The organism is Undibacterium sp. GW821-FHT11B02 (assembly GCF_058808955.1).
Map to the genome: position 1 here is coordinate 172,554 of NZ_JBXASD010000002.1, position 25,989 is coordinate 198,542.

General features: G+C 48.4%; 24 protein-coding genes. 13 read left to right on the top strand and 11 right to left on the bottom strand.

Features of this window, described 5'->3' with window-relative positions:
* Window positions 1–308: 308 nt before the first annotated feature.
* Window positions 309–1,268, top strand: coding sequence for a tyrosine-type recombinase/integrase (locus AC1RVX_RS04030; protein ID WP_493215292.1), 960 nt, complete (start codon window positions 309–311; stop codon window positions 1,266–1,268).
* Between the two features lie 14 nt (window positions 1,269–1,282).
* Entirely contained in the window at window positions 1,283–2,356 is a 1,074-nt protein-coding gene (locus tag AC1RVX_RS04035; RefSeq protein ID WP_493215293.1) for a D-alanine--D-alanine ligase family protein, read from the top strand.
* A gap of 4 nt (window positions 2,357–2,360) precedes the next feature.
* Here AC1RVX_RS04035 and AC1RVX_RS04040 read toward each other — a convergent pair whose 3' ends face one another.
* Window positions 2,361–4,826, bottom strand: coding sequence for an AAA family ATPase (locus AC1RVX_RS04040; protein ID WP_493215294.1), 2,466 nt, complete (start codon window positions 4,824–4,826; stop codon window positions 2,361–2,363).
* A gap of 373 nt (window positions 4,827–5,199) precedes the next feature.
* Here AC1RVX_RS04040 and AC1RVX_RS04045 point away from each other — a divergent pair, with 373 nt between their 5' ends.
* The gene (locus AC1RVX_RS04045; protein WP_493215295.1) at window positions 5,200–6,594 is read left to right on the top strand and encodes a hypothetical protein; all 1,395 of its coding nucleotides are present in this window, start codon (window positions 5,200–5,202) and stop codon (window positions 6,592–6,594) included.
* Window positions 6,595–6,657: 63 nt separating this feature from the next.
* On the opposite strand, the gene AC1RVX_RS04050 is transcribed toward AC1RVX_RS04045, so the two are convergent.
* From AC1RVX_RS04050 to AC1RVX_RS04060, 3 genes are all read right to left on the bottom strand, one after another.
* Window positions 6,658–7,623: a 2-hydroxyacid dehydrogenase gene (locus AC1RVX_RS04050; RefSeq protein ID WP_493215296.1), complete on the bottom strand. Its 966-nt coding sequence runs from the start codon at window positions 7,621–7,623 to the stop codon at window positions 6,658–6,660.
* Window positions 7,620–8,033 (bottom strand): VOC family protein, encoded by a 414-nt coding sequence (locus AC1RVX_RS04055; protein ID WP_493215297.1) that lies wholly within the window; start codon window positions 8,031–8,033, stop codon window positions 7,620–7,622. Before AC1RVX_RS04055 ends, AC1RVX_RS04050 begins: the two co-directional genes overlap by 4 nt.
* Window positions 8,034–8,374: 341 nt before the next feature.
* The gene (locus AC1RVX_RS04060; RefSeq protein ID WP_493215298.1) at window positions 8,375–9,052 is read right to left on the bottom strand and encodes a ribonuclease HI family protein; all 678 of its coding nucleotides are present in this window, start codon (window positions 9,050–9,052) and stop codon (window positions 8,375–8,377) included.
* A gap of 159 nt (window positions 9,053–9,211) precedes the next feature.
* On the opposite strand from AC1RVX_RS04060, the gene AC1RVX_RS04065 reads away from it, so the two are divergent.
* The 5 genes from AC1RVX_RS04065 (at window position 9,212) to AC1RVX_RS04085 (ending at window position 12,585) form a co-directional block, all read left to right on the top strand.
* Window positions 9,212–9,448: a DUF1272 domain-containing protein gene (locus AC1RVX_RS04065; RefSeq protein WP_493215299.1), complete on the top strand. Its 237-nt coding sequence runs from the start codon at window positions 9,212–9,214 to the stop codon at window positions 9,446–9,448.
* A gap of 46 nt (window positions 9,449–9,494) precedes the next feature.
* A complete protein-coding gene (locus AC1RVX_RS04070) occupies window positions 9,495–10,406 on the top strand; it encodes an EamA family transporter (protein ID WP_493215300.1) in 912 nt (303 codons plus the stop codon).
* 27 nt (window positions 10,407–10,433) lie between these two features.
* Window positions 10,434–11,390 carry a GlxA family transcriptional regulator gene (locus AC1RVX_RS04075; protein ID WP_493215301.1) on the top strand — a complete coding sequence of 319 codons (957 nt, stop codon included), beginning with the start codon at window positions 10,434–10,436 and terminating at the stop codon, window positions 11,388–11,390.
* Window positions 11,391–11,506: 116 nt separating this feature from the next.
* On the top strand, window positions 11,507–12,055 hold the full coding sequence (locus tag AC1RVX_RS04080; protein ID WP_493215302.1) for a glutaredoxin family protein: 549 nt from the start codon (window positions 11,507–11,509) through the stop codon (window positions 12,053–12,055).
* 26 nt (window positions 12,056–12,081) lie between these two features.
* Window positions 12,082–12,585: a DUF6265 family protein gene (locus AC1RVX_RS04085; RefSeq protein ID WP_493215303.1), complete on the top strand. Its 504-nt coding sequence runs from the start codon at window positions 12,082–12,084 to the stop codon at window positions 12,583–12,585.
* Window positions 12,586–12,683: 98 nt separating this feature from the next.
* Here AC1RVX_RS04085 and thrC read toward each other — a convergent pair whose 3' ends face one another.
* The 5 genes from thrC to AC1RVX_RS04110 form a co-directional block, all read right to left on the bottom strand.
* On the bottom strand, window positions 12,684–14,144 hold the full coding sequence (gene thrC, locus AC1RVX_RS04090) for a threonine synthase (RefSeq protein ID WP_493215304.1): 1,461 nt from the start codon (window positions 14,142–14,144) through the stop codon (window positions 12,684–12,686).
* 109 nt (window positions 14,145–14,253) lie between these two features.
* Window positions 14,254–15,108 carry a formate dehydrogenase accessory sulfurtransferase FdhD gene (gene fdhD / locus AC1RVX_RS04095; protein WP_493215305.1) on the bottom strand — a complete coding sequence of 285 codons (855 nt, stop codon included), beginning with the start codon at window positions 15,106–15,108 and terminating at the stop codon, window positions 14,254–14,256.
* Window positions 15,090–15,407, bottom strand: a complete 318-nt coding sequence (locus AC1RVX_RS04100; protein WP_493215306.1) for a hypothetical protein — start codon at window positions 15,405–15,407, stop codon at window positions 15,090–15,092. The genes fdhD and AC1RVX_RS04100 overlap by 19 nt, the downstream gene beginning before the upstream one ends.
* A complete protein-coding gene (locus AC1RVX_RS04105; RefSeq protein WP_493215307.1) occupies window positions 15,400–17,721 on the bottom strand; it encodes an FdhF/YdeP family oxidoreductase in 2,322 nt (773 codons plus the stop codon). Before AC1RVX_RS04105 ends, AC1RVX_RS04100 begins: the two co-directional genes overlap by 8 nt.
* 150 nt (window positions 17,722–17,871) lie before the next feature.
* The gene (locus AC1RVX_RS04110; protein WP_493215308.1) at window positions 17,872–18,444 is read right to left on the bottom strand and encodes a helix-turn-helix domain-containing protein; all 573 of its coding nucleotides are present in this window, start codon (window positions 18,442–18,444) and stop codon (window positions 17,872–17,874) included.
* 170 nt (window positions 18,445–18,614) lie between these two features.
* Here AC1RVX_RS04110 and kbl point away from each other — a divergent pair, with 170 nt between their 5' ends.
* Genes kbl through AC1RVX_RS04125 form a run of 3 tightly spaced genes read left to right on the top strand, consistent with a single transcriptional unit; the run spans window position 18,615 to window position 22,219 of the window.
* The gene (gene kbl / locus AC1RVX_RS04115; RefSeq protein ID WP_493215309.1) at window positions 18,615–19,820 is read left to right on the top strand and encodes a glycine C-acetyltransferase; all 1,206 of its coding nucleotides are present in this window, start codon (window positions 18,615–18,617) and stop codon (window positions 19,818–19,820) included.
* Window positions 19,821–19,828: 8 nt separating this feature from the next.
* Window positions 19,829–20,800, top strand: a complete 972-nt coding sequence (locus AC1RVX_RS04120; RefSeq protein WP_493215310.1) for an NAD-dependent epimerase/dehydratase family protein — start codon at window positions 19,829–19,831, stop codon at window positions 20,798–20,800.
* 36 nt (window positions 20,801–20,836) lie between these two features.
* The gene (locus AC1RVX_RS04125; RefSeq protein ID WP_493215311.1) at window positions 20,837–22,219 is read left to right on the top strand and encodes an L-serine ammonia-lyase; all 1,383 of its coding nucleotides are present in this window, start codon (window positions 20,837–20,839) and stop codon (window positions 22,217–22,219) included.
* Between the two features lie 84 nt (window positions 22,220–22,303).
* On the opposite strand, the gene AC1RVX_RS04130 is transcribed toward AC1RVX_RS04125, so the two are convergent.
* Window positions 22,304–24,391: a prolyl oligopeptidase family protein gene (locus AC1RVX_RS04130; protein ID WP_493215312.1), complete on the bottom strand. Its 2,088-nt coding sequence runs from the start codon at window positions 24,389–24,391 to the stop codon at window positions 22,304–22,306.
* Between the two features lie 224 nt (window positions 24,392–24,615).
* Between AC1RVX_RS04130 and AC1RVX_RS04135 the strand changes: the two genes are divergently transcribed.
* Window positions 24,616–24,930: a hypothetical protein gene (locus AC1RVX_RS04135; protein ID WP_493215313.1), complete on the top strand. Its 315-nt coding sequence runs from the start codon at window positions 24,616–24,618 to the stop codon at window positions 24,928–24,930.
* Between the two features lie 78 nt (window positions 24,931–25,008).
* Window positions 25,009–25,353: a hypothetical protein gene (locus AC1RVX_RS04140; RefSeq protein WP_493215314.1), complete on the top strand. Its 345-nt coding sequence runs from the start codon at window positions 25,009–25,011 to the stop codon at window positions 25,351–25,353.
* A 113-nt stretch (window positions 25,354–25,466) separates the two neighbouring features.
* Here the strand turns inward: AC1RVX_RS04140 and AC1RVX_RS04145 are convergent, their stop codons facing one another.
* Entirely contained in the window at window positions 25,467–25,913 is a 447-nt protein-coding gene (locus tag AC1RVX_RS04145; protein WP_493215315.1) for an Lrp/AsnC family transcriptional regulator, read from the bottom strand.
* Window positions 25,914–25,989 lie beyond the last annotated feature (76 nt).

Here is a 25,989-nt window from a genome sequence, read left to right on the forward strand (position 1 = left end):
GCTAGTAAATAAATATGCGTGTCCACAAAGAATGTACAGAAAGCACATGACTGACAACAAGCAAGCCAAGAAAATTTCCCAATATGGAAACAACTATCATGGCAGCATTGCCAAATCTGATTGTGGCTGAAACACTCACCACGCACAGACTGCCTTTATTTACAACAAAAATCTACGCCTTTCTACAAATTTTCATTCAGTAAACTCCTCAAAGATTTTTTGCACTTCCCATCCTCGTTAAGCACAAGTCAATCTACATAATCATCGTAATATTGACTTCCGTTAACATTATTTTCTTTGAGGAATAAATGGATTTGCTAAATTCTTGTGAATTTTTTTTACAGCATTGCGAAATAGAAAAAAAACTCAGCAGCCTCACCGTTCGCGCCTACCGAAATGACTTGAATTGTTTTGTCAAAGTTACAGGTGAAAACTCAGTGCTAAAAGACTTTTCCGAAACATGGATAGAAGATGCGGCACAACTTTGGCTGTCTGATCCAGACCTGAAAGCCACCACAGTAAAACGCCGGATAGCGTGCTTGAAATCTTATGTGCGCTGGCTTTTCCGCCGAAAACTGATCGCGTTCAATCCCCTGGAACGACTTCATCTGCAAATCAGATTGCCCAAAAGACTTCCAAGAAATCTGCAGACAGACGAAATTAAAAAACTTCTGGTCATCAAACCAGAAAATATCGTCGGCAAAACAAATAAAAAGAATAGTTCATCCCTCACCCGCCTTGAATGGGACAAATTTACTGCACGCCTGGCGATTGAAGTACTGACACTTACCGGTGTCCGTGTCAGTGAACTGGTCAAAATCAAGCTTCTGGATATTGATCAGGCCTTGCAACAGATTCGTATTCTAGGAAAAGGTAACCGGGAAAGACTGGTTTCATTTCCCGATACGGTAACAACGGCCAGGTTGAATATTTACCGGGACTACGCCTATTTCCGCTTTGGCTTTGAAATAGCTAAAAGTCTATTTCTGAATGGATTGGGACGGCCGGCCAACGAACAATACATTCGCCGCATCGTCCGCACCTTCGCCAAAGACGCGCAGTTGGATCGAAGAGTAACGCCACACATGTTAAGACACACCGCAGCCACACAACTTTTAGAAGCAGGCGTAGACATCCGATATGTACAAAAAGTACTTGGACATGGAAGCATAACGACAACAGAAATATACACCCACGTCGCCGACCACGCTCTAAGAACCGAAATATCAAGAGCAAACATACGAAAACGGCTGGAAATCCATCGATAACTAAGAATTATCAGATGAATTCCTCACTTTTTACTGAAATTAAAAACCTTATTGCTCTATCCAGGTGTATTGCACAAGAAATAGCGGTTCTTGCTGTAATCAACGTGAAAAGCCAGACTAGAAAATTGGCGGACTACTCGCATCACAGTATGCGAACCAGTTTTTTGAGTGATGTGGAAATAGACGAAATTATTTCTGCATTACGTGAGCTTGGATTTTATGTTCAGCATTTTGCTGACGAGTCAGATTTTTTCTCGTGGGTTCTTTCAGAGGAATATGATCGATTGAGCGTCCCAACTAAATTAGTTTATACATCAGCGCTAAATGGTAAAGGACCGGGCAGGCGCGCCTTAGTGCCCGCATTCTGTTCTCATTTTGGTATTGCAACATTGAATTCCGATGCTTATTCATGCGCAATCAATAGACAAAAATTTCATTGCTCTCGTTTGCTTAAATCGTTTGGAGTACCTGTCCCTGCATCTTGGTACTATATTCCCAATAAGGGGTGGTGGGATAGCGATCGCCCGGCTATTGGCGTGCCTGTGATAGCGAAAGCGACCTATGAAGGCAGCAGCGTAGGAGTTGATCCAGATGCGATAGGCCCATTTTCCAGATTAATAGAAGAAAAAATCGTTTTTTTAAGTGCAGCACTACAACAACCCATAACTGTCCAAGCCTTAATTTCAGGCTATGAGCTGGAAGTTCCGATGATTAAGCTGGATACCAATCGTGCTATTGGAGTAGCAGCACTTAGTTTAGGCGGTAAAACGCATTTGGATGACTCTGTTTTACTATATGACGATGCCTGGGATGATTCTTATGAATTTGTGAGTAGCTTACAATTACCTATCCAATCTATCAATGACGTCCATAAAATTGCTGAGCGATCCGCTGATATACTAAATTTTCAAGGAATAAACCGTATCGATTTTCGAATGAATAAGAAAGGAGAAGTTTTCGTAATAGATGTCTCAAGTACTCCCCATCTTACCAAATGTAATTCAATAAGCTTCTTATTCGAGCAGGCAGGTTTAGAGTATCGCGATGTGTTCGCAACTCTGGTGGGGTTGGGGATCAAAAACCGATAGACCATCATTCATCTGACCAGAATTCAAGATCAGAAAGTAAAAAACCTTTTCCATAAAATTTCCAGCCTGGGCCAACTTGTGGAAGAGAGTTTTTATTTATAAAGTTGCTCCAGTCCGAGTGTACATTTTTTGTTTCAAAAATACGACTTTGAGCAGCATGCCTACTCTGAAAATAAAGCCTGGTCGGTCCTATAAAAGTATCCAAGAATGGCGTTATCACTTTCCATATTTTTTTACTTTCCTTGTGCTTTTTCAACATAAACAAGCTACCGCAGAGATTGTTCCCGATATGGTAGGTGTAGTAAGCATCAAAATCTTCAGCCTTTATCAATCTTTCGTAAATAGGAGTGAGGATATCTATTATTTTCTGATGGTTTTCAATCAATGCAAGGAAAAATGCAAAATTCGAAAACAACAAGGGACTGTCATTATTCCCTTCTTTGGCAGAACATATTCCCGTTAACATTTCAAGAGCATTTATTTGATTTACTTGTCCACAAAGATATCCACTGATTGCAAAATTATTTATAAAAATATCGAAACGTGGAAAGTTGATAGAACGCTCTCTTTGCAGCAATTCCTTGGCTCGATTTGCATGATCGTAAGCTTTTTGAAATTCACCGCTTTGCAAACTGTTACCCGACAAATTCACCAAGCCAATATATTGGTGAATTGGTCTATACATAGATCCATCACTTATTCCTTCAAAAAAAACTACAGCATCTTCAATTCTTTTCTTTGCTACTTCAGACGAGTAAATCATATTTGATTTCAACCGAAGATGATTAAGCGTATGCCTGGCAGTCGGATCGTATTCAATGCGTGCCGCAAGTTTCTTGTATAGTTTTTTTTCTACGAGCCTCGCACCATCTTCATTGCCGAGGAAAACCTCCGCAACAACAAGATACATCATTAGTCGCCCCCATATTTCTGGTTCAGACGCCAATTCATCCTGCCATTCAGCAAGGATGGTTTTAGCAGTTTGCCTATGCATTTTAGTTAGCATTTTTATGTGGGCTCTTGCTAACAAAATATCACGCTCCGCAAGCAACGATTCGGCGAGAATATTTTCAATAGCTTCTAGCGACGCTATAACATCCTGATAATTTCCTCTTTCAAATTGGTTGTGCGCATGCCGCATAACTTTTGCATAGAAAATTAAATCAGCATCTAGATTGGCGTCTAGGTGGGCGGGAAGAGATGGAGATCCCATACGCATTTCCCGTAAATCCTCAATGAGCATTAATTCTGCGGCTCGGCGTCTATCATTGGCCATTCGCAAATGGTGTGCGCGTCTGGCGTAATCTCCTGGATGAATTAAATTAAGACATTGAGAAAACTGTCGATGGAGGTCTATATGAAGATATTTTGACTGCTCAAAGAAATAATTTTTTATAAGGTCATGAGAGAAATTTCTAGCCTTTCCCATGCGACTAACAATTTTCAGCTCTTCTGCCAGGTTTAGAACTTGGTCGAATTCTCCTGGAGATAATTTTGTAAGACAAGCGAGTTCATTGTCATCAAATGTCGTACCAATAATAGATGCGGCCCTGAGTAACAAAGACGCTTGTTCAGAAATTTTTATTTCACTCCCCAATCGACGCTCGATTAAATCACTAAGGAAATCTGATTTTTCGTCAAAATATTTTAAATGGTCTCGATTTGGATTCTTTACTTCGGCATCAGCAATTCTTCGCACAATTTCCAAATGACCACCAGAAATCGAGAAAAGCTGATCTATTATTTTTGGGCCCAGTTGGCTTGATACTCCGAATTCTTTTAGTAAAGATGGAAACTTATTTTGACTGCACAAGTTAAGCCGAAATTCGCAACATTTGAGATCTGAAAAAAGAGAATCGAGAGGTGATGCTTGTTCCTGATTCGCAATCACTGTTTCAATTGAAATAATTGAAATGTTCTTCAAGAATGGAAATGTAGCTTGTGTTTGATGATTGAACATCAAAGAAAGAAGTTCGATGGACGCCTTGTCCCACCATTGCATATCGTCACAAATCAACAAAATTCGTTGATCACCTGAGGCTTTCTTCATTCGAAGAAAAATCTCCCTATCGAGTTCGTTCAAGAAAAAAGAACTTGCTGTCGCCGAGAAATCATTTTGCTCTAAATAAGTTGTTAGTAATTCGCGAACAGGTTTCCCAATTTCTGGTATAGCAGAAATAGTCTCCAGCACAACTCGCGCGCGCATTTTTGACTGTGCTCGCTGTATTGCGGAAGAAAGTGCGAGCAATAGTGGGTGACGTGGTCGTGTCGAGCATATTTCATCACCAGGCGCGATGAAAACAATACCTGCACTTGCTTCCCAATTCTTTGCGACTTCTTTGGTAAGCCAAGTTTTGCCGCTTCCAGATGGGCCGATAATTCGAATAACGTTTTGCTGTTCACTCGAAAATGCATCTTGGATTTTTGCAATTAAGCTCGATTGTCCGGTAATTTCTGCTATGCGTTTCATTTATTCAGACTATTGATAATTCTTAGTTATCGATTAAAACAATTAATTTTGCATTGAAATTATTAAATTAGCAATAGCATTTAAAAATAATGTTGTCGCATTTCAATTCTTACCAAAATCAGTGACTTGATGCAAAAAACAACAATTCTAATTGTCTGCATAAAAAATCATTAGCCAACCCCGCACGTGTATATAGCTGCACTAAGCTCATGACAATAACGCCACTTTCTTTAATCTTTGTCATTATTTTGCGCTAAGATAAAGCCCGTTCGGAATATTTGGCTATATTCTGCAACTGAGGCCCCATTCATATCCTCCGACAATTCAAGCTTGTTTATTTCCGTGCTGTTGATTAATAGAAGGAATTTCTCTCATGAAAACTTTTGTTGCACGCAAACGCCTGACACCTTTGATGCAAGGCGCGCTGATCACTTGTGGTTTGTTGGCTGTGCCGCTGTTGACTACGGCACAGACCAAACCGGCGGCTAGTGCGCAGGGCAAGGCTGCTGCGCCGGCTAAAGGAGGTACGCAGGTGGTGAAACCGCCGATTGCGCTGGCTTTTATTGATGTGGCGACCAGTACCAGCGATATGCCCGGGATGATGAGTGGTGCCGCACAAGGGGCGCAGTCTGGTGGTTTCTTTGGTGCATTGGGCGGTATGGCACGGGGTGCAACGGGTGGCAATGACAGGGGCAATGTGTTTGGCAATACCCACTCCATGGGTTTTGCCAGCGGCAAGTATGTGGATGTGTCGGTGTATACCAGCAAAAACCCTTCGCTTGGCGAAGCCACACAGGCCATACCTGCTGGGATGAATCTGGGTGAGAGTTTGAAGTTGATCGCGCCGGTACCAGATAAGCCTGTGCCTTACACGCCCAGTGAAGACACGCCTTCAGAACCTAATTATGAAAAGCCCAAGGGCAAGATTTCGATTTACTGGGGTTGCGGCGAAACCATACGCCCTGGTCAGCCGAGAACCCTGGATGTCGCCAAGTCTTCACCAGAAGACTATGCCAAGTTTTTTGTCATGCGCGGCAAGGTGACCAAGGGTGCACGTTCACAACCGGGCAACCCGTCCTGGCCCAACAAGGTGGATGACCACAAGGTGCCGGATACGGCATCGCTGGTTGGTCAGCATCAGTTTGTAGGCAATGGCATACCAGACAGCTTCAAGGTCAACCTGGGTGCGCCGCAAGACTTGATGGCACCGATAGAGCTGGTACAAACCAAGAAAGATGGTGGCGTTGGTCTGGAATGGAAATCAATCGCCAATGCGCGTGGTTATTTCATCAGCGTCATGGGTGGGCAGCATTCTGGCAGCAGCGACAGTGCAGAAGTCATCGTCTGGACATCCAGCGAATTGCCAGATTTTGGTTTTGGTCTGGTGGATTATCAGGCGAACGCTGACATCGACAAGTGGATTAATGAAAAAGTCATTTTGCCTTCCACTGCAACCAAGTGTGACGTACCCAAAGGTATTTTTGGGGAACAGGGTGCAGGCATGCTGCGTATGATTGCTTATGGTTCGGATGCATTTTTTGCTTACCCGCCCCGCCCCACAGACCCTAAAATTGCATGGGAGCCGGACTGGCAAACCAAGGTGCGTGTGAAATCCACTTTCGGTTCGATTTTGGGTGGTATGGGGGATATGAGTGGCAGACGCTCACAACAATCTTCGCAATCACCGCAGCAACAGCAAAAACCGGAGCAAAAGGAAGAACCTAAAATCAAGCCGACAGATGTCTTGAAAGGTTTGTTAGGCTTTTAGAACATTGCGAATCAAAACCAGAGGCGGGCACAAGATGTGCCCGTCTTTTTTATGTCTGCAATGTCAGTACCCTCTTTGCACATCAATAGTCGCTGGCAAGGCACCGCTTTGCCGGTAACACAGGATATTGCCTGCCACGATCTGTGATGCAGTCTGCCTGTCAGTAGGTGCAGAACAATGCGGCAGCAATGTAACACAGGGGTGCTGCCACTGCCATTGCGATACGGGTAAAGGTTCTACTTCAAACACATCCAATACAGCGTGGGCCAGATGGCCACTGTCGAATGCTGCGCGTAAATCGCTGTCATTGATGATGGCACCACGGGCAAAATTGATCAGAGACGCGCCTTTGGGTAAGGCTGCCAGCATGGCGGCATTTATCAAGCCTCTGGTATCTGGTGTCAGTGGTAACAGACATACCAAAATGTCTGTCTGTGCCAGCATGGCTGGCAATTCATCGGCACCGGCAAAGCAGTTGACGCCGCTGATAGCTTTGCGATGGCGGCTCCAGCCAGCTACCTGAAAACCTGCACGCAACAGGCTGACGGCAGCAGCTTCACCCAATGCCCCCAGACCCAGCAAGCCTATGCGTCTTTGCTGGGGGCGCACATAGTCAAGTGCTTGCCAGATTTGCTGCGCCTGCTGTTTTGCATACGCAGGCATATCGCGGTGCAGGTACAGCGTCCAGGCCAGTACTGCCTCTACCATGGTATTGGCCAGTTGCGGGTCTACCAGTCGCACGATCTTTAAATGGGTATCGCCCAGATCTGCCACCAGACGTTCAACCCCGGCCCAGACGCTATGTATCCATTGCAGTTGCGGCAGTTGTTGCAGATCAGCCGGATTGGGGTTGGCGACAATGGCGAGTTGGCAGGCCGCCTTGTCTTCATGACTCATCGCATTAAAAGCGATGATGCGTTCTTCTGGCATGGCTGCCTGCAATGCGTCGACCCATGCCTGGGTATGTGCATAATCAGCGGCAGCAATGAAGGGAATAGGAGCAATAACCAGGCTACTTGTTGGCTTCATTTATCGTACACACTTTCAAGATCACCGAAACCCTTGATTTCTATGGGGTTGCCAGATGGGTCAACAAAAAACATGATGGCCTGTTCGCCAGGTTCTCCGGCAAAACGCAGGCTGGGCGGCAATACAAACTCTACGTTCTTGGCTATCAAACGGTCCGCCAATGCTTGCCAGTCCGGCATTGCCATGATCAGGCCAAGATGGGGCATGGGCACCAGGTCTTTACCCACTTTTCCAGTATTGGTGGTGGCAAACGGCTGGCCCAGATGCACGGAAATCTGGTGCCCGAAAAAATCAAAATCCACCCAGGTGTCGGTACTGCGCCCTTCCCTGCAGCCCAGTACACCTGTATAAAATTGCCTTGCCTGATCCAGATCGTGTACATGGTAAGCCATGTGAAAAAAGGTTTTCATCTTCATCCGTATCTTTATCCTTCAGTTGATGCACAAGATATTTCATTAGGACTTACGCAAAATTGTCCCAGCAAGGCTATCGCTTTTAGGAAACCTCCCTTGCAAGGGAGGCTCGTTACGTCGGCAGACAATATATTGTCTGAAACCCCGACTACACCTATCGCTTTTAGGAAACCTCCCTTGCAAGGGAAGTTCGTTCCACCGGTAGACAGCATGCCGCCTGAAACCCCGGCTACACCGTAGCGACGAAGACAGTACGAACAAACAGTACAGCCAGGAGCTGCAACGCAGCTGGGGCGGTTTTGCGTAAGTTCTATCAATATTGAAATGTTAGCGTGTTATTAGCTTGCGGTGTGCTGCGTCAGTACATCGGCATGACTATTTTTGTGGCGAGGTATCCATTTTATTTGAATAGTCTCGAACAGGCGGCATAACGCCTGCACCTGCTGCCGGTATTCAATCATGCGTGGCAAGCTGCTGTTTTTAAGCTGATTGACTTCATCAATCACGACCTGGCTGTCGCCATGTACCAGCAACTGGTTTATCCCATGTTTGTGCGCCTGCTTCAGCGTCAATATCAGGCCGCCGAATTCGGCATCACAACTGTCACCATATTCCAGATGTTCTGCATATTCAAAAACTTGTCCATCTGGTGCCTGCAATACGCAGGCAAAACGGCATTTACCTGGATTGGGTACGGCAGATCCGTCAAACCAGGCTAGCCATGTATGTTCGCCTTCAGTGGTGTATGTCTTGATACGTCCGCTTTTTCTGTCTGCGGCTTTTGCTGCGCGTTTGGCTGCCTGCTGTGCCTGTTGCTCTGTTGCCTGTTGCAAGCGCAACGTTGCCAGTTGAGCTATATTGTCAACGCCAGCTTTTGTCGCGCCAAGCAGCAATACAGCTTCCAATGCCTGCAAGGTAGAAATCTGCTTTTGCTTTGCCTGCTGCAGTCCAAGCTTGCGCTCGGTGCGGGTGGCAATCACAACAAGCTGCGCATAGGTGAAGGCGGTATCAGTCATGCAAAATCTGCGAAATAAAAAGAGTATGCCATTGTTGATCCGGGTTGTCCTGGTTCATCTTGCAATGTCCTGATCTGTCCGCCTTTGGTCGCATTGGCGACTGGAAAAAATAAGACAAACTGTTATCCTGATGTTATTCCACACCACAGGAGACTTACCATGCTGGAACTAAGACCCAATTGTGAACGTTGCGACTGCGATTTACCACCAGCTTCAACCGATGCACGTATTTGCACATTTGAGTGTACATTCTGTGCTGATTGCGTAGACCATCATTTGTTGGGCGTCTGCCCGAATTGCGGCGGCAATTTTGCGCCCCGGCCTATACGTCCAGCCAACAAGCTGGAGAAAAATCCCCCCTCGACAGTGCGAGTACATGCAAAAAAAGGTTTGTAAATTGAAACTACTGAAACTGTTAAAACACTAATTATTACCAAATACCATGAACAAATCTGTCCTTAGCCCGCGTCACATCCTGATTGCCGCCACCGTCATCCTGCTGTGGGGCATGAATTTTGTGGTGATCAAAATTGGCCTCAAGGGCATACCGCCTTTTTTGCTGGGGGCCTTGCGTTTCGCGCTGGTTGCCTTTCCAGCGATATTTTTTCTGCCGCGTCCCAAGGTGTCGTTTAAATTATTGTTTGCGTATGCCATGTTTATCAGTCTTGGGCAATTTGCTTTTTTGTTTACTGCTATGGCAGTAGGCATGCCGGCAGGTTTGGCATCATTGGTCTTGCAAGCACAGGCTTTTTTTACTGTCGGCCTGTCTGCCGCGATATTTGGCGACAGGCTGCGCGCCAGCAACCTGGCGGGCATGCTGGTGGCAAGTATGGGACTAGTGCTGCTTGGCAGCGCCAGCCTTGGCAATACTGCCAACCATGTGACTGTCGCCGGCTTTGTGCTGACCTTGTGCGCGGCACTGTCCTGGGCCAGTGGCAATGTCATCAATAAAAAAATCGGTGCCACCAATGTACTGAGTCTGGTGTCCTGGAGTGCACTGGTCCCCATCTTGCCCTTCCTGTTACTGTCTTACCTGTTTGAAGGTGGCGATGTCATGCTGCACAGCCTTAGTAATATGAGTCTGGCATCCGGGCTTACGATCGTCTATCTGGCCGTTGCAGCGACACTGGTAGGTTATACCTTGTGGGGTAAATTGCTGTCCAGCCTGCCCACACATCTGGTTGCCCCACTGACGCTGTTGGTACCGGTAGTCGGCCTGACTGCTGCCTGGTTCTTGCTGGATGAAGCACTAAGCCAGAAACAGATAGCTGGTGCAGTCATCGTCATGGCGGGTTTGCTGATTAATGTATTCGGTCAAAAACTGACTGATCGCCTGCGTCTGGCATTTTCCTGAACCTGCCTGAATTTTTCTGAACCGATAATGCGCCGTCAGCCTGTTTATTTTTTATTGTTGCCTGATACGCTCTTGCTGGATCTGGCGGGACCAGCAGACGCGTTTCTGTTTGCCAATCGCTATCAGCAGGATATTCGTTTTGAGCTGATATTTATCAGCCCCAGCAACAGCATCAACTGTTCCATCGGTCTGCAATTAAGCTCACTATTACCTTTGCCGGATGTACTGGAAGAGCATGCCATCCTGGTTCTGCCTGGTATCAGTGGTGACAAAGTGCAGCACACTAAAGGTGAAGCGCTGGCCGCAATACAGTGGTTGCGTCAACACGTGGATGCCAGCCACAAACTGATATGTATTTGTTCAGGTGCTCTGCTGGCCGCCTATGCGGACCTGTTAAACGGGCGTAAAGTCACCACACATCACAGTCACTATCAAGACCTGGCAAGTATAGACAGCTCTATCCGCGTTGAGGAAAACCGCATTTTTGTAGAAGATGGGCCAGTCAGCACCAGTGCCGGTGTCACTGCCGGTATTGACCTGGCCCTGCATACCATCAGCAAACTGGCTGGCCCGCTGGCTGCCAGTGCAGTCGCCCGCAACCTGGTGGTGTATATGCGCCGTTCCGGCAATGATCCGCAATTGTCACCCTGGCTGAAATACCGCAACCACCTGCACCCTGCCGTGCACAAGGTGCAAGATGCCATCACCAAAGACCCGTCGCATGCATGGACCCTGGAGGAACTGGCCAGCGTCGCCTGTACCAGCACACGCCATGTAACGCGGCTGTTCAAGCTGCACACGGATATATCGGTACAAACTTACCTGACCTCGTTGCGCCTGTCACTGGCGGGCAAGTTTCTCAGTGATACCGACTGGTCTATTGAAAGAGTTGCAGAAGCATCGGGCTTTGGCTCTGCACGACAATTCAGGCGAGTCTGGCATCAACATTTTGAATCACCGCCTTCTGCATTCCAGCAAAGATAAATATCAGTTTTTACTCAGTGAAACTTGATTACGCTATCTCAACCCTTGCGCAACTGACAATACCTACCTCACAGCAAATGCGTTAAGATAAGCCACATTCAAATTATCTTGCCTTTATGCGTACCTGTCCCAAATGTAACTACATTCGCAAAGAAACCGACAGTTGTCCTGAATGGCAATGTCCGTCCTGTCAGGTTGCTTACAACAAGGCCGCAGATTTGCATGGGCTGGGCACCTATCACGCTGGCGCAAGCAACAACACGCGTCGCCCTGTCAATATGTCAACCAACTCATCTTCCAGTGTCTGGAAATGGGTGGCACTTGCCCTCATCCTGGTTGGAGTCAGCCTGCAAAGCTATTCAAGCTGGAAGAAAACCCGGGCGCATAAGGCCGAGATCAGTCAACTGGCGGCGACATCACAACCAGTGATTACCCTGTACGGCACCACCTGGTGTGGTTATTGCGCCGCTGCCCGTGAATTTTTCAACGCCAATGGCATTGCCTACAAAGATCTGGATGTAGAAAAATCCAATGAAGGGTATCAAGCCTACAAAACCCTGGGCGTACAAGGCATACCGGCCATCGTGATAGGCAACGATTTGATAGAAGGCTTTGATGAAGACAGGGTACGCAAAAAACTGGAACCCTGGTTGCGTAAAAGCTAAAACGTAAATTCTCTGATGGAGGCAGTATGAAAGCGATGCCTGCAAAACCCTCAATACGTGGATCGATTCCTGCCCTGACGCTGATGCTGGGGCTGTCATATACTCAGGCGAGTCAGGCTGGTGCCAGCATACAAGACCTGCAGTGGCTCAGTGGATGCTGGCAAGCCAACGGCGTAGTAGAAGCAGGATCAGAAGAACATTGGCTGATGCCCGCTGGCGGAAGCATGTTGGGCATGGGCAGAACCGTGCGCAAGGGCAAAATGGTCGCGTGGGAATTCATGCGCATACAGGAAAATGCAGACAGCCTGGTCTTTACGGCCATACCATCTGGCAAACCAGAAGCGAGTTTCCAACTGCAGACACTGGAAAAGCAAAAAGTTGTTTTTGAAAACCCGCGGCCTGAATTTCCGCAACGGGTTATTTACCAGCTCAATGCCGATGGAAGCTTGCTGGGCCGTATCGAGGGTATGATCAACGACCAGTTGAAAGGCATCGATTTCCCCATGAAAAAAATAGTCTGCACGAAATAGATATCGCAATACCTGATTCACCGGTTTTTGGAAAAATTCGGAAAATATGAAAAAGGGGCTTACGCCCCTTTTTTTGTTTGTGCCCGATTTGTATTGAATTACAGTCCGGTATGTTTAGCGATAAACGCTTTCATCGCAGGCACATCGGCAGTCATGACTTCAAAACGCTGCGGAAGGGATTCGATATTCTCGAATCCGGCTGGGCGCTCAGCATCGCGGTCCAGTGCTTCACGTATGGTTTCATTGAACTTGGCTGGCAATGCGGTTTCCAGCACGATCATCGGTACGCCCTCTACGATATGTTCCAGCGCGACCTTGATGCCATCTGCCGTATGGGTATCGATAGTAATGCCAAACTCTTTTTCCACCTGGCGTATGGTCTGCAGACGATCTGCATGCACAGATTTGCCAGATTCAAAACCAAATGCAGCAATTTTTTTGAATTCATCCCCATCGCTGCCCGGCTTGCCTGACAGATCAAAGCCGCCTTCGGTTTCCACTTTTTTGAACAGTGCAGCTAACCGTTTGGCATCGCCACCCAGCAGGTCAAACACAAAGCGTTCAAAATTTGATGCCTTGGAAATATCCATGGATGGGCTGGTGGTATGCCAGGTTTCTGCCGATTTGCGTACGCGGTACACACCTGTGCGGAAAAACTCATCCAGCACGTCGTTTTCATTGGTGGCTACGACCAGCTTGTCAATCGGCAAACCCATCATGCGGGCGATATGGCCAGCACAGATATTGCCAAAATTACCGGATGGTACAGTGAACGACACCTTTTGATCATTACTGCTGGTTGCACTCAGGTAACCACGGAAGTAATACACCACCTGCGCAACCACGCGTGCCCAGTTGATGGAATTGACGGTGCCTATCTTTTGGCGATTTTTGTATTCCAGGTCATTCGATACGGCCTTGACCATGTCCTGGCAATCATCAAACACACCTTCTACGGCGATGTTGAAAATATTCGGATCTTGCAAACTAAACATTTGCGCAGTCTGGAAGGCACTCATTTTTTTATGAGGCGACAGCATGAACACACGTATGCCCTTCTTGCCACGCATTGCATATTCGGCAGCACTGCCGGTATCGCCGGATGTTGCGCCAAATATATTCAGTTCAGCATGGTTTTTTGCCAATGTATATTCAAACAGATTGCCCAGCAACTGCATGGCCATATCCTTGAATGCCAGCGTGGGGCCATTTGACAATGCCTGCAAAATCAATTTGCGACCACCCTTGTCTTGCAATACACGCAAAGGGGTTATTTGCGCAGCAGATTCATCCGCACGTGCATTTTTATACACATCGGCCGTATAGGTTTTATCTGTCAACGCCTTCAGATCTGCTTCTGGAATGTCAGTGGCAAATTTTTTCAATACCTCGAATGCCAGTCCGGCATAAGACAGCTTACGCCATGCATCGAGTTCGGCACCGGTAATTTGTGGATAAGCAGTCGGCAGATACAAGCCACCATCTGGAGCCAGACCACCTAACAGGATTTCGGAGAAATTTTGAGCTGCGGCATGCCCGCGTGTTGAAGCGTATTGCATAAGTCGTCAGAGGAGAGGAAGGAAATTGAGCAAATATTCTTCCTATTATAGCTTTCTTACGCCCTTTAAACCTCTGTAAATTTGGTGAAAATCCATTTTCATGCTCGCTTCATTCGGCTACCAGCATTTCAGGGTGCGAGTAAACCACGAATCCATGCTCACGCACAAAGCCGATAAGGCAGATGCCGCTGCGTTCGGCAATGTCAATCGCCAGCGCCGTCGGCGCAGAAATGGCAGCCAGAATAGCAATATTGGCATGCGCCAATTTTTGCACCAGCTCATAGCTGATACGACTGCTCATCAGCACAAAACCGGCATTTCTCGCATACGTGTCATCACTCATGGCACCAATCAGCTTGTCCAGTGCATTGTGGCGCCCTACGTCTTCTCGCAAAAGGCGAATATCGCCCTGCAAGGTAATCCAGGCAGCGGCATGCATGGCACCGGTCAAGTTATTGAATGGCTGTTGCTGCCCAAGAGATTGCATGGCTTTCAAGAGATTGGATTTATGCAGCCTGGGAGCAGTATATTCGCCACAAGATATTTGCGGCACTTCTGCACGCAGGGCTTGCAGACTTTCTATACCGCATAGACCACAGCCAGTATTACCGGCCAGGTTGCGACGCCTTTCCTTTAGTCGTGCAAAGCAACTGGCAGCGATATGCAGATGCACTTCCACGCCCAGCGTGCCTGGGGTTTCCCTGCATTCAATATCATAGATATCGCTGAGGTCATCAATAATCTGTTCAGACAAGCTAAAGCCGATGGCAAAATCTTCCAGATCCACCGGCGTCGCCAGCATGACAGCATGCGAAATGCCATTGAACACCAGTGCAACAGGCATTTCTTCTGCAAGATGATCACTGATGTCTTGTTGCTGCGGACTGGAATAGGCATGTTTTTGCACACGGCGCAAACGCATGGCTCGTTCCAGCGGCTTGTCGTTTACTTTATCGCGTCGCATATCGTGCGTCCTTCTTCAGTCAGTACCAACATGCTGCGCTCGCCATCCTGTTGCAGGCTTACCCAGCCAGCTCCTTTGTGCTGGCCCAGTTGCTGCTCACCGAGATAAGCGATGCAACGCAACAGCGTACTTTGTCGCATCTGCAAACGCTTGCTGAGGCGTGCCAGCGACACGGCCCCAGCATGGCTTGCCATTTCTGCCATCAGTGCAAAAGCATGCTCATTCTGCTTCAACGTCGCTATAACATCTGCGGTATGCGGTTCTGGCTGAACTTGCACCTGTGATGTTTCTTCATTCATTGGCCGGTCTAGCTGGCGGACTATGGGCCGTAATCATTACGGGTATGGATTTCGAGGTCGGCGTCCTTGCATGATCGGCAAAGCTAGACAAGGGGACCAGTCCATTGGTTTCCGGGAAATAGGCTGCCAGGCAGGCCCGTGGAATATTATATTCCACCAGCATGAAACGTTTTGCCTGTCGCCTTGTCTTGTCATCGCACAAGCTTTCCAAGTCTACCCAGTCACCGGCCTGCATGCCCAGTTCCTGAATATCTTCTTTGTTGATGAACAAAACGCGGCGTTCACCAAACACCCCCCGGTAACGGTCATTCATGCCGTAGATGGTGGTGTTGTACTGGTCGTGTGAACGCATGGTCGCCAGGTTAAACACCGGTGACTGCTGTGTCTTGCGTGCCTGATGGATGGGCAAATCAACCGGCACTGCATGGGCATTGAAATTCGCCTTGCCGCTGCCAGTCACCCAGACCCGTTCCGCCGCGGTATTGCGCAAATGAAAACCGCCGGGCACGCTAACCCGTGTATTAAAGTTGGCAAAGTCGTCAAACACGGCAGCAATTTTGTCACGTATGCGGCTATAGTCCGCCACCAGCCAGGCCCATGGAGTTTTGCTGCGTTCTTTCAATGTCGCCTGTGCCAGCCGGGCGACGATCATGGGTTCCGACAGCAAGCCAGGTGCGGCAGGCGGATTGATGCCGGAAGACAGATGCACCATGCTCATGGAATCTTCTACCGTCACTGACTGCGGGCCAGTTTCCTGCATATCGATTTCTGTGCGTCCCAGACAAGGCAGTATCAAGGCTTCCTTACCGCAGATCAGGTGACTGCGGTTTAATTTGGTGGTGACGTGTACGGTCAGCGCACAATTGCGCAGAGCACGATGGGTCAATTCAGTATCCGGTGTGGCAGTGGCAAAATTGCCGCCCATGCCAAAAAATACTTTGCCGCTTTCATTCAGCATCGCTTCAATGGCGCCGACCGTATCATGACCTTGTTCGCGTGGAGGCGTGAAATCAAACACCTGCCCCAGACGATCCAGAAACGCCGCTTTTGGCTTTTCCACGATACCCATGGTGCGGTCACCCTGCACATTACTATGACCACGCACGGGGCAAGGGCCGGCACCAGGTCGGCCGATATTGCCACGCAAGAGCAAGAGATTGACGATCATCTGTATGGTGGCAACAGAATGTTTGTGCTGGGTAATACCCATGCCCCAGCAGGCAATGACCTTACCGGCTTGCATGTAGACATCGGCGGCACGTTGTATCTGCACACGTTCCAGACCGGATTCCCGGACGATAACATCCCATTGCTCTGCCATCACATCGGCAGCAAATTGTTCAAAATTGGCAGTATGTTGTGCAATGAATTCAACATCAATAATACGTGCCTTGCCGGCTGCCTGCGCCTGTGCATCCGCCTCAAGCACACATTTGATCATGCCTTTCACCGTTGCCAGATCGCCGCCTATCTTCAACTGAAAATAATCGGAAGAAATATTGGTCGACTGATCAGCCAGCATATCCAGCGCATTTTGTGGATTCTGGAATTTTTCCAGCCCACGTTCGCGCAAAGGATTGAATGACACGATGGCAGCGCCGCGTTTGGACGCTGCGCGCAATTCACCCAGCATGCGCGGGTGATTGGTACCGGGGTTTTGTCCAAAAATCAGGATAGCATCGGCCAGTTGAAAATCAGACAGCAAGACAGTACCCTTGCCTACCCCAATCGCTTCACGCATGGCAAAACCAGATGGCTCGTGGCACATGTTCGAGCAATCGGGGAAATTGTTCGTGCCAAATTCTCGCACAAACAACTGATACAGAAAAGCCGCTTCATTACTGGTACGGCCTGATGTATAGAAAATAGCGTCATTCGGACTTGGCAAGGCATTCAGTCGCGCTGCAATCAGTTCGAAAGCCTGATCCCAGTCTATGACCTGGTATCTGTCAGTGGCGCTGTCATAACGCATGGGATGCGTCAAACGTCCCTGTGCTTCGAGCCAGTGGTCGGACTTGGCTGATAGTTCCTGCACAGTAAGGGAAGAGATCAATTCTGGCACAGCGCGGCGTGCAGTTGATTCCGCCGCCACTGCTTTGGCCCCGTTTTCGCAAAACTCGAAGGTGGATGTATGGTCAGCATCCGGCCAGGCACAACCAGGGCAATCAAAACCATCAGGCTGATTGGCAGACAAAAGTGTCAGCGCGCCCTTTTTAGGGATACCCTGCTCAATAATCTGTTGCGCAACACTCTTCAATGCGCCCCAGCCGCCAGCAGGCCTGTCGTATACCTGGATTACTTTTTTATTACTCATACCAACCCTGTATCAAAATTCAAGAATCGCACAATCCAATTTCATGTTGCGATGCAAGCAATGCTCCAGAGGAAGATATTACCAGAATCCGTTGCCACCAAAGAATTCAGAGCCCTGCTCGCCCTCACTCCAACTATTTATCGCATTACATTAACGATGTATCACTACCAGCAAAGCCTTGGCTTCTGTCTTGCCGATATTACGTATGGCATGATTCTTGTCGGCTTCATACCTTGCAGTTGCACCCAGCTTAAGTTTCTTACGACTACCTTCAACTTCTACTTCCACGCTGCCATGCAACAGGGTCAGATGCTCGGACGCACCAGGGTCATGTGAATTCGATACCAGCGCACCGCCGGGTGAAAGCGTCAGTTCATACCATTCATATTTGCCAGCCAGCTCCATCGGCCCCAGGATGCGTAGCACGTAGCCAGCATGTTCCCCTGGCAAAGTCGGTGTTTCATGGGCTTCCAATACGCGGATCGGGTCCTGTTTTGGTGATTCTGATGACAATAATTCTGCCATGCCAACACCAAGGGCGTTTGCCAGCCGCCAGGCAACTGCAATCGTGGGATTGGCCTTTTCCCTTTCTATCTGAGACAACATGGATTTGGACACCCCTGCCGTCCGCGACAGATCTTCCAGTGTCAAACCCCGTTGAAGACGCATCTTTTGCAAAGTTGCGCCTACTTCTGGCGGTGTATTGGGTAAAACTTTTTTCATAGAGACTCTTGCATCACTAAAAAAGCTAGATTAATATTCGATATATCGAACTTTAGTTCTGGATATCGAATTATTCAATTAATTCGGGAATTTTTACAATAGTGTAGCAGTGCACAGCCACAAGCAGTGACACTTTCGCAAGCAAAACGGGCAAACAAATGGAGACACCTATGAGCCAGAACCAATCCAGACAACATTTCCTGAGCAGTTTGGCAAGTAATCTCGGCACTTTGCGCGAACAGGGCCTGTATAAACCCGAGCGCGTGATTGCATCGCGCCAGGGAGCGCAAGTGACTTGCGATGATGGCAGACAATTAATTAATCTGTGCGCCAATAATTATCTGGGTTTGTCTGGCGATGAATCCATGGTGCAAGCCTCGATTGCTGCAACTGAACAATATGGCTATGGTCTGTCATCTGTACGCTTTATCTGCGGCACACAGACAGTGCATAAGCAACTGGAAAAAGCGCTGGCAACATTTCTGGGTACTGAAGACTGTATCTTGTATGCAGCCGCATTCGATGCCAATGGTGGTGTATTTGAACCCCTGTTTGATGAAAATGACGCGATTATCTCTGACGCACTGAATCATGCTTCCATCATTGACGGCATCCGCCTTTGCAAGGCAGCACGTTTCCGCTATACCCATAACGACATGGCGGACCTGGAGGCACAACTGATTGCCGCAGCCGACAAACGTCACCGTATTATCGTCACCGACGGCGTGTTTTCCATGGATGGCACCATTGCACAACTGGACAAGATTTGTGATCTGGCCGACAAATATGATGCTCTGGTCATGATAGACGAATGCCATGCATCCGGTTTCATGGGCAAGACTGGTCGTGGCACCCATGAACATCATGGCGTACTGGGTCGCATCGATATTATTACCGGCACGCTGGGTAAGGCATTGGGTGGTGCCATGGGCGGCTTTACCGCTGCACGCAAGGAAGTCATTGATACCTTGCGCCAGAAATCACGTCCGTATTTGTTCTCCAACACACTGGCACCTTCAATTGCTGGCGCCTCGCTGTCGGTATTGCAGCGATTGTCGACATCCACAGCCCTGCGTGACCGTCTGCATGAAAATACAGCTTATTTCCGTCGTGAAATTGCCTCATTAGGCTTTACCATCAAGCCCGGCACCCATCCGGTTGTGCCTGTCATGTTGTTTGATGCACCGGTTGCCCAAAAATTTGCCGCCCGCCTGTATGAACTGGGGGTGCTGGTAACAGGCTTCTTTTATCCTGTGGTACCGATGGGACAAGCCAGGGTCAGGGTGCAGTTATCGGCTGCACATACGACAGATCAACTCAATATTGCACTGGCCGCGTTTTCCAAGGCTGGTCGTGAATTAAACATTATTCAATAAGGAAAGTCATGGAGCGTATTTTAGTAATTGGCGCCAACGGCCAGATCGGTAGCGAACTGGTGGAAGCACTGGCCATACAGCATGGTGTCGATAATGTGATCGCCGCTGATATCAGTCCAAAAAGCCTGTATGGCGCAAAAATCTATGAAATTATTGATGTCCTCAATACTGACAGACTGGCGCAGGTAGTTGAACAGTATCAGGTCACCCAGGTGTACCAGTTGGCGGCGATGCTGTCCGCCACTGGTGAACAAGCCCCCTTGAAAGCCTGGACCCTGAACATGGATGGTTTGCTGAACATTCTTGAATTGGCCCGATTGCGTGGCGAAGCCGGCAAACCACTGAAAGTATTCTGGCCTTCTTCCATCGCTGCCTTTGGCCCGAACACGCCACCTGTCAATACGCCACAATATACGGTCATGGACCCCAGCACGATTTACGGCATCAGCAAATTGGCAGGCGAACGACTGTGCGAATATTATTTCCAGAAATATGGCGTGGATGTACGCAGCATTCGCTACCCAGGCATTATTAGCTACAAATCCCCTCCAGGCGGTGGCACGACGGATTATGCGATTGCAATATTCCATTCAGCATTGCGTGGCGAAACCTATGAATGTTTCCTGGAAGCAGAAACCAGCCTGCCCATGATTTACATGCCGGATGCCATACGTGCCACCATTTCCTTGATGGATGCACCGGCCACCAAACTTTCTATACGTTCTTCATACAATGTCGCCGGATTAAGCTTCAATCCACGGGAATTAGCGTTTGCAATCAAACAAAATTTGCCCGCGTTTGACATACACTACGCGCCAGACAGCCGCCAGGCTATCGCTGCCTCATGGCCACAAAGCCTGGATGACTCGGTAGCGAGCAAAGACTGGGGCTGGCAAGCACAAGTAAGCCTGCAACAACTGGTGGAAGACATGCTCAAGAATATCCATGTCGATCGCAAGGAGTTGAGCAAGGCTGCATAAACAAAAATTAATTGAGACAAGTAAAAGAGGCAAACGATGGACATGCGTGTATTCGAATTATTTAAAATAGGCGTGGGTCCCTCCAGTTCCCATACGGTAGGCCCGATGCTGGCGGCCCGTCGTTTTTTACTTGAAGCCAATGATTTATATAAAACCAGCAAGATACAGGTCGCCCTGTATGGTTCGCTGGCACTGACAGGCATGGGCCACGCCACCGACAAGGCCGTGCTGCTGGGCCTGATGGGTGAAACACCGCAAGATCTCGTCCCTGAAAGCGTCGACGAAAAACTGGCAGCACTTGCCAGTTCAGGCAAGATGAATTTATTGGGCGAATACCCTGTCAAATTCGACACTGCCACAGATTTGTTGTGGCATAAGCAGGAAGTGCTGCCCGGCCATCCGAATGGCATGAAATTCATGCTGACGCACAATGACGGCAGCAGCTTTGAAAAAATCTATTACTCCACTGGTGGTGGCTTTATCTATTCTGCCGAAGAACTGGCAAATCCTGGCGCGGGCGATGCCGGAAATAAAAAAACCTTGCCGTACCCATTTGCCACCATGGCCGAATTGCTGGCACATGGCAAACGTAGTGGCTTGTCAATCTCCAGCATGATGCGTGCCAATGAAAATGTCTATTCCAGTGATCAGGAACTGGATGCCGGCATCGACAAAATATGGGCTGTGATGAAAGGCTGCATATCACGCGGCCTGCAACTATCGGGGGAATTACCAGGTGGCCTGCACGTCAAACGCCGTGCCGCCAAACTGTGGCGCACCGCCAATGAAACAGCAGATGTCTTGCCGCACGACGGCATGCACAGGGTCAGCCTGTATGCCATGGCGGTGAATGAAGAAAATGCTGCCGGTGGCAGGGTCGTGACCGCGCCAACCAATGGGGCAGCAGGCATCATACCGGCCGTGCTGCGCTATTACGCAGAAGATTGCAAACCCAGCGATCCTGAACAAGGGATACGCAACTTCATGCTGGCAGCATCGGCGATAGGCATGCTGTGCAAGAAAAATGCCTCGATTTCCGGTGCAGAAATTGGCTGTCAGGGTGAAGTCGGTGTGGCATGTGCGATGGCCGCTGCTGGTCTCACTGCCGCCCTGGGTGGCAGTAATGAACAGATAGAATCTGCAGCCGAAATCGGCATAGAACATCATCTGGGCATGACTTGTGACCCTATCGGCGGCTTGGTGCAAATCCCTTGCATAGAACGTAATGGCATGGGTGCAGTAAAGGCGATTACCGCAGCCTCGTTGTCCTTGCGCAGTGATGGCAGTCACCATGTCAGTCTGGACGACGTCATTGAAACCATGCGTCAGACCGGTGCTGACATGCAGGCAAAATACAAGGAAACTTCGCTGGGTGGCCTGGCAATACATGTGGTCAGTGTGAATTACGCAGCCTGCTAAACACCTACCGACATATCCTGCCTGCATCAAAAACAAACGGCCATCATATGGCCGTTTGTTTTATTCAGATACACAAAAATCCGTTCAAGGTTTGAGCAAAAACCCCTTGCGTCCCGTTTGCCAAAAGAAAAATGACCAGGCATCTGCCTGCTCTGCCATGGCATCTGTTTTCCATGAATTTGCAAAATCCGTACGAAACAGGACCGGGCGTGATTTGTCCGCATTCAGCATTTGTATACGTGCCGCAAATTTACCTGTCATCCACACCGGTGCAGCACCTACACCAAAACGTGCTGTCAACAGCATGGCTGGATAGGATGAGCCTTCGCGCAATTGCTGATATGCATAGGTGCTTGTCAGATTCTTGCCGCGCTGTACCGTTTTCTTGTTTTTATCTATCACCAAAGGCTCAGACAACAACGATGCGCTTTGCACAGCCGCCAATAATTGTGGTCGCTGACTGATGGCCATGGCCAGATAGCGCTGACTGGTACGCGGCTCTTGCGCCACCAGTTTCCTGGCACTGGTATATCCCTCACTGACCAGATAATCTGCAGCAAACAAAAATTCATCCAGACCATCGTTAGCAGAGCGATTTTTGACATCTGCACTATCAGGCACATAAACGATGGCCATCACCGCATCCTGTTCCAGCCATGCCAGGCGTTTTGCGTCATAACCGGCCAGGGCCGCAAGGCCAGTGCCGGTTTCCACACTCAACAGACAGACGTGGCTACCATCAAGCTCCATGCCTTGTGGGTACAGTAAAGTCATTGACAATGGTTTGTTGGTACCTGGCCTGGTCAGCGTCAGGTGCTTGGTAGCAATGCGATGAAAGCCGATTTGCGGAGAACGAAAGATTTCGACATTCTTGACTTCGCCAGCGGGCAGCACACGGTAAGACAAAGGTGCGGCATTGGCAGCTTCCAGCACAAACAGTGCCCCTTCGTTTTCTGCATCAGCAGTCAATTGGCTGATCTTGCCAGCATAAGGCAAATTGATTTCTTCCTTTTTATTGCTGGTCAGATCGATTTTCACCAACTTACTAAAGCCCGCCTCTGCCACATGGGCATACAGCGCATTTTTGGCGGCGGCCAATTCCAGTACTTCTTCATCGCTGGCGACAAATAATTCCTTGGCATTGCTTAATTGTGGCGTTTTCAGGTCCACTTTAAGAATGGCACCGGCGGTCTTCTTTTTAGTCGAGACCAGATACAAGCTTTCCCCCGACAACCAGACGTTTTTGATTTTGTCAGTCGGGCTAGCCAGGCGTTGCCAGGCAGTGGCCGCACCCTTTAACTGGTCTTGCTTGATCAAATACAGACTGCGATCTGGTGTATTTCCATGGCGCACCTCAGCCAGTACAAAAGCAGATTTAGCTGCCGTCTTGAGTGTGATGGCATCCGTAGCAGCAAATTTCCGGCTCTTGCTAACACCTGCACCGATCAATGCCTGGTCATCCCTGGCTTTTGTTCCCAGCACATGCTGCCACACAGCACCATTTTCGGTATCTGCCTTGCCAGCACTCCTGGGGAAAAACAGTACACTACCATCCGCCTTCCAGCTGACTTCTCTGGCATTGGCAGGAATATTTCCCATATCATCTTTCAACACACTGGCGTCAGCAGTTTTAATGATGCGCAGACTGTGCTGCCGACGGCCATCATTTGACAGCATGCCGACGGCGACATAATTGCCATCCGGCGAAGGATTGAAAAAACTGATTGCCTTCCCAGCTTCAGCCACCATCAATATTTTCTCGCCTGCTGTACTGGCGTTGCGCATGAACAGACCAGCCTTGCCATCTCCCACAGGTTTGACAAAAAACTGCCTGCCACTTGCTTCCGTCAAGTTACCGGCACCAAAGTCCTGCGCCTGTAAATTTTTGAGTCTGGCCAGCAAAACATCCCTGCCATTGATGCGGGAGACGACCGCTTGGCTAAAATCAGTCTGTCGTTTCATCCATGCACGTACCTGTGCATCACTTAAAGACTCTAGAAAGCGCAAGCTGTCGCCATTTTCATTTGCCTCACTGACAGCAGTGGCAAGAAATGACTTGGGCAAAGCGGGATAATCACCCCAGGGCTGTAGCTGCGCCTGTGCAAGCAATGACAGCCCCGACAGCAACACCAATAAAAATACGCGCAATCTTATCTTTCGTTTTACTGCCATAACGGCTCCAAATTTGAATAGTGGCAGGCCATTTACCGTGCCTTGCAGTGTAAAAATATCTTTTCTTGCAAATACGGCCATACTGCAGCCATACCGTTCATGTTGCATTTCTTGAATTTCATCCCAGACTTTCTGCATTTCATCGCAAACGCATGGAAGGCATCGCCGCAGCCCATTACAGTGCAAGCATAGCAAGATCACTGAAGGTCAAAAGGAGAAATAGCATGAATATCATCAAGAAAACCAATTTAACTATGTTAACGATTGCTCTATTTGCTGCTACCATAGTGCCAGTGGCAAAATATATTAATAAACTGAACGCAAGCAATAATGTTGCTACAGTTACAATCACAGCATCTAGACTGACTGAACAACAAAAAATCGCATTTGATCTTGAACAAGCTGGAAACAAAGTGCATACCGTCTTCATTGCAGCAAAACGTCTGAACAATGAAGAAAAACTTGCCTTCGATCAGCAAGACAGACAAATTCAGCAAGCAAAAATGCGTACACACAAAAAACCACAATTGCTTGTTTAGCAATTACAATGAAATAATTTTGTATTATTTAAGCAATTATTCCGGTTTGTCGCAGCACTTATTTTCTAGCAGGCAATCATGTTAAAAAAATCCATCGTCTTCTGTGTGCTTACTTCTGCTCTGCTGGGCGGCCTGGCTTATAGCCAGGAACTGATGTTTTCGGCCTCTGTGCCGTCCGAATACGATCAGCAAGACAAATCTGCAAGCACAGAAATCATGCAGGAAGCGCCAGCATCTGTCCCTTCCCAGACTCCGGTGCAACTGGACAGAAGCGGTGTAGATCGTGCTTCGGTACATTTGCAGATACTGCAACAAACCAATATGCATTTTTCTGACAATGCACAGCCTGCACCTGCGCCACAGCCCAAGAAAACAGTCGCCGAAGACAAAAAAGCACAAGCAAAGTCTGCCAGCAGCACCTGATATCTATCCTTACGCGCTGATGCCAATGCATCTGCCTGCACGATTCTCTCTTTGAAATGCCGCATTCCTGTATGCGGCATTTGTGTTTTCAATCCTCCTCTCAGTGCATCCACCTACAAAGCCCCTCTATCTATGCGCTTACTTAAAATAATCGAGGTTGAGGTTTGCCTGACGCCATCAAGGGCACCAATCTGGTCCAGCAATTTATCCAGGATTTCAGTACTTGTACATCGCAAGGTCAACATATAGTCGATGGCCCCACTGACGGCGCACAAAGTCTCTGTCTCTGGTAATTGTTGCAGATACTTGATTAATGCCGGGGCATAACGCGCCTCGACCGACAGGCCAACATAAGCCCTGACTGCAGGCTGCGCCAGTTTGTGGTTGAGCTTCAGGCCGTAACCGGCAATCACTCCCCGCTTTTCCAGCGTGGCTATCCTGGCGATGACCGTTGTACGAGCAATGCCAACCGCCTTGGCAATACTGGTCACCGGTAAGCGAGCGTTATCCATCAGCAAAGCCAGGATTTTATGGTCTATATCATCAAGATCAGGTTTCATTTCGTCATTTCGCTTTATATTCGCTACATATTATCGTATGACCATGCATATTGACGATAATTTAGACGCTATTATC

What these genes read in the sequence shown, in the direction of transcription:
- AC1RVX_RS04065 (WP_493215299.1), top strand. Translation starts at nt 9,212, where the DNA reads ATGCTGGAACTAAGACCCAATTGTGAACGTTGCGACTGCGATTTACCA.
- AC1RVX_RS04070 (WP_493215300.1), top strand. Translation starts at nt 9,495, where the DNA reads ATGAACAAATCTGTCCTTAGCCCGCGTCACATCCTGATTGCCGCCACC.
- AC1RVX_RS04105 (WP_493215307.1), bottom strand. Translation starts at nt 17,721, where the DNA reads ATGAGTAATAAAAAAGTAATCCAGGTATACGACAGGCCTGCTGGCGGC.
- AC1RVX_RS04050 (WP_493215296.1), bottom strand. Translation starts at nt 7,623, where the DNA reads ATGAAGCCAACAAGTAGCCTGGTTATTGCTCCTATTCCCTTCATTGCT.
- AC1RVX_RS04085 (WP_493215303.1), top strand. Translation starts at nt 12,082, where the DNA reads ATGAAAGCGATGCCTGCAAAACCCTCAATACGTGGATCGATTCCTGCC.
- AC1RVX_RS04040 (WP_493215294.1), bottom strand. Translation starts at nt 4,826, where the DNA reads ATGAAACGCATAGCAGAAATTACCGGACAATCGAGCTTAATTGCAAAA.
- AC1RVX_RS04135 (WP_493215313.1), top strand. Translation starts at nt 24,616, where the DNA reads ATGAATATCATCAAGAAAACCAATTTAACTATGTTAACGATTGCTCTA.
- AC1RVX_RS04145 (WP_493215315.1), bottom strand. Translation starts at nt 25,913, where the DNA reads ATGAAACCTGATCTTGATGATATAGACCATAAAATCCTGGCTTTGCTG.
- fdhD (WP_493215305.1), bottom strand. Translation starts at nt 15,108, where the DNA reads ATGCGACGCGATAAAGTAAACGACAAGCCGCTGGAACGAGCCATGCGT.
- kbl (WP_493215309.1), top strand. Translation starts at nt 18,615, where the DNA reads ATGAGCCAGAACCAATCCAGACAACATTTCCTGAGCAGTTTGGCAAGT.
- AC1RVX_RS04035 (WP_493215293.1), top strand. Translation starts at nt 1,283, where the DNA reads ATGAATTCCTCACTTTTTACTGAAATTAAAAACCTTATTGCTCTATCC.
- AC1RVX_RS04125 (WP_493215311.1), top strand. Translation starts at nt 20,837, where the DNA reads ATGGACATGCGTGTATTCGAATTATTTAAAATAGGCGTGGGTCCCTCC.
- AC1RVX_RS04030 (WP_493215292.1), top strand. Translation starts at nt 309, where the DNA reads ATGGATTTGCTAAATTCTTGTGAATTTTTTTTACAGCATTGCGAAATA.
- AC1RVX_RS04055 (WP_493215297.1), bottom strand. Translation starts at nt 8,033, where the DNA reads ATGAAAACCTTTTTTCACATGGCTTACCATGTACACGATCTGGATCAG.
- thrC (WP_493215304.1), bottom strand. Translation starts at nt 14,144, where the DNA reads ATGCAATACGCTTCAACACGCGGGCATGCCGCAGCTCAAAATTTCTCC.
- AC1RVX_RS04120 (WP_493215310.1), top strand. Translation starts at nt 19,829, where the DNA reads ATGGAGCGTATTTTAGTAATTGGCGCCAACGGCCAGATCGGTAGCGAA.
- AC1RVX_RS04140 (WP_493215314.1), top strand. Translation starts at nt 25,009, where the DNA reads ATGTTAAAAAAATCCATCGTCTTCTGTGTGCTTACTTCTGCTCTGCTG.
- AC1RVX_RS04045 (WP_493215295.1), top strand. Translation starts at nt 5,200, where the DNA reads ATGAAAACTTTTGTTGCACGCAAACGCCTGACACCTTTGATGCAAGGC.
- AC1RVX_RS04130 (WP_493215312.1), bottom strand. Translation starts at nt 24,391, where the DNA reads ATGGCAGTAAAACGAAAGATAAGATTGCGCGTATTTTTATTGGTGTTG.
- AC1RVX_RS04080 (WP_493215302.1), top strand. Translation starts at nt 11,507, where the DNA reads ATGCGTACCTGTCCCAAATGTAACTACATTCGCAAAGAAACCGACAGT.
- AC1RVX_RS04110 (WP_493215308.1), bottom strand. Translation starts at nt 18,444, where the DNA reads ATGAAAAAAGTTTTACCCAATACACCGCCAGAAGTAGGCGCAACTTTG.
- AC1RVX_RS04075 (WP_493215301.1), top strand. Translation starts at nt 10,434, where the DNA reads ATGCGCCGTCAGCCTGTTTATTTTTTATTGTTGCCTGATACGCTCTTG.
- AC1RVX_RS04100 (WP_493215306.1), bottom strand. Translation starts at nt 15,407, where the DNA reads ATGAATGAAGAAACATCACAGGTGCAAGTTCAGCCAGAACCGCATACC.
- AC1RVX_RS04060 (WP_493215298.1), bottom strand. Translation starts at nt 9,052, where the DNA reads ATGACTGATACCGCCTTCACCTATGCGCAGCTTGTTGTGATTGCCACC.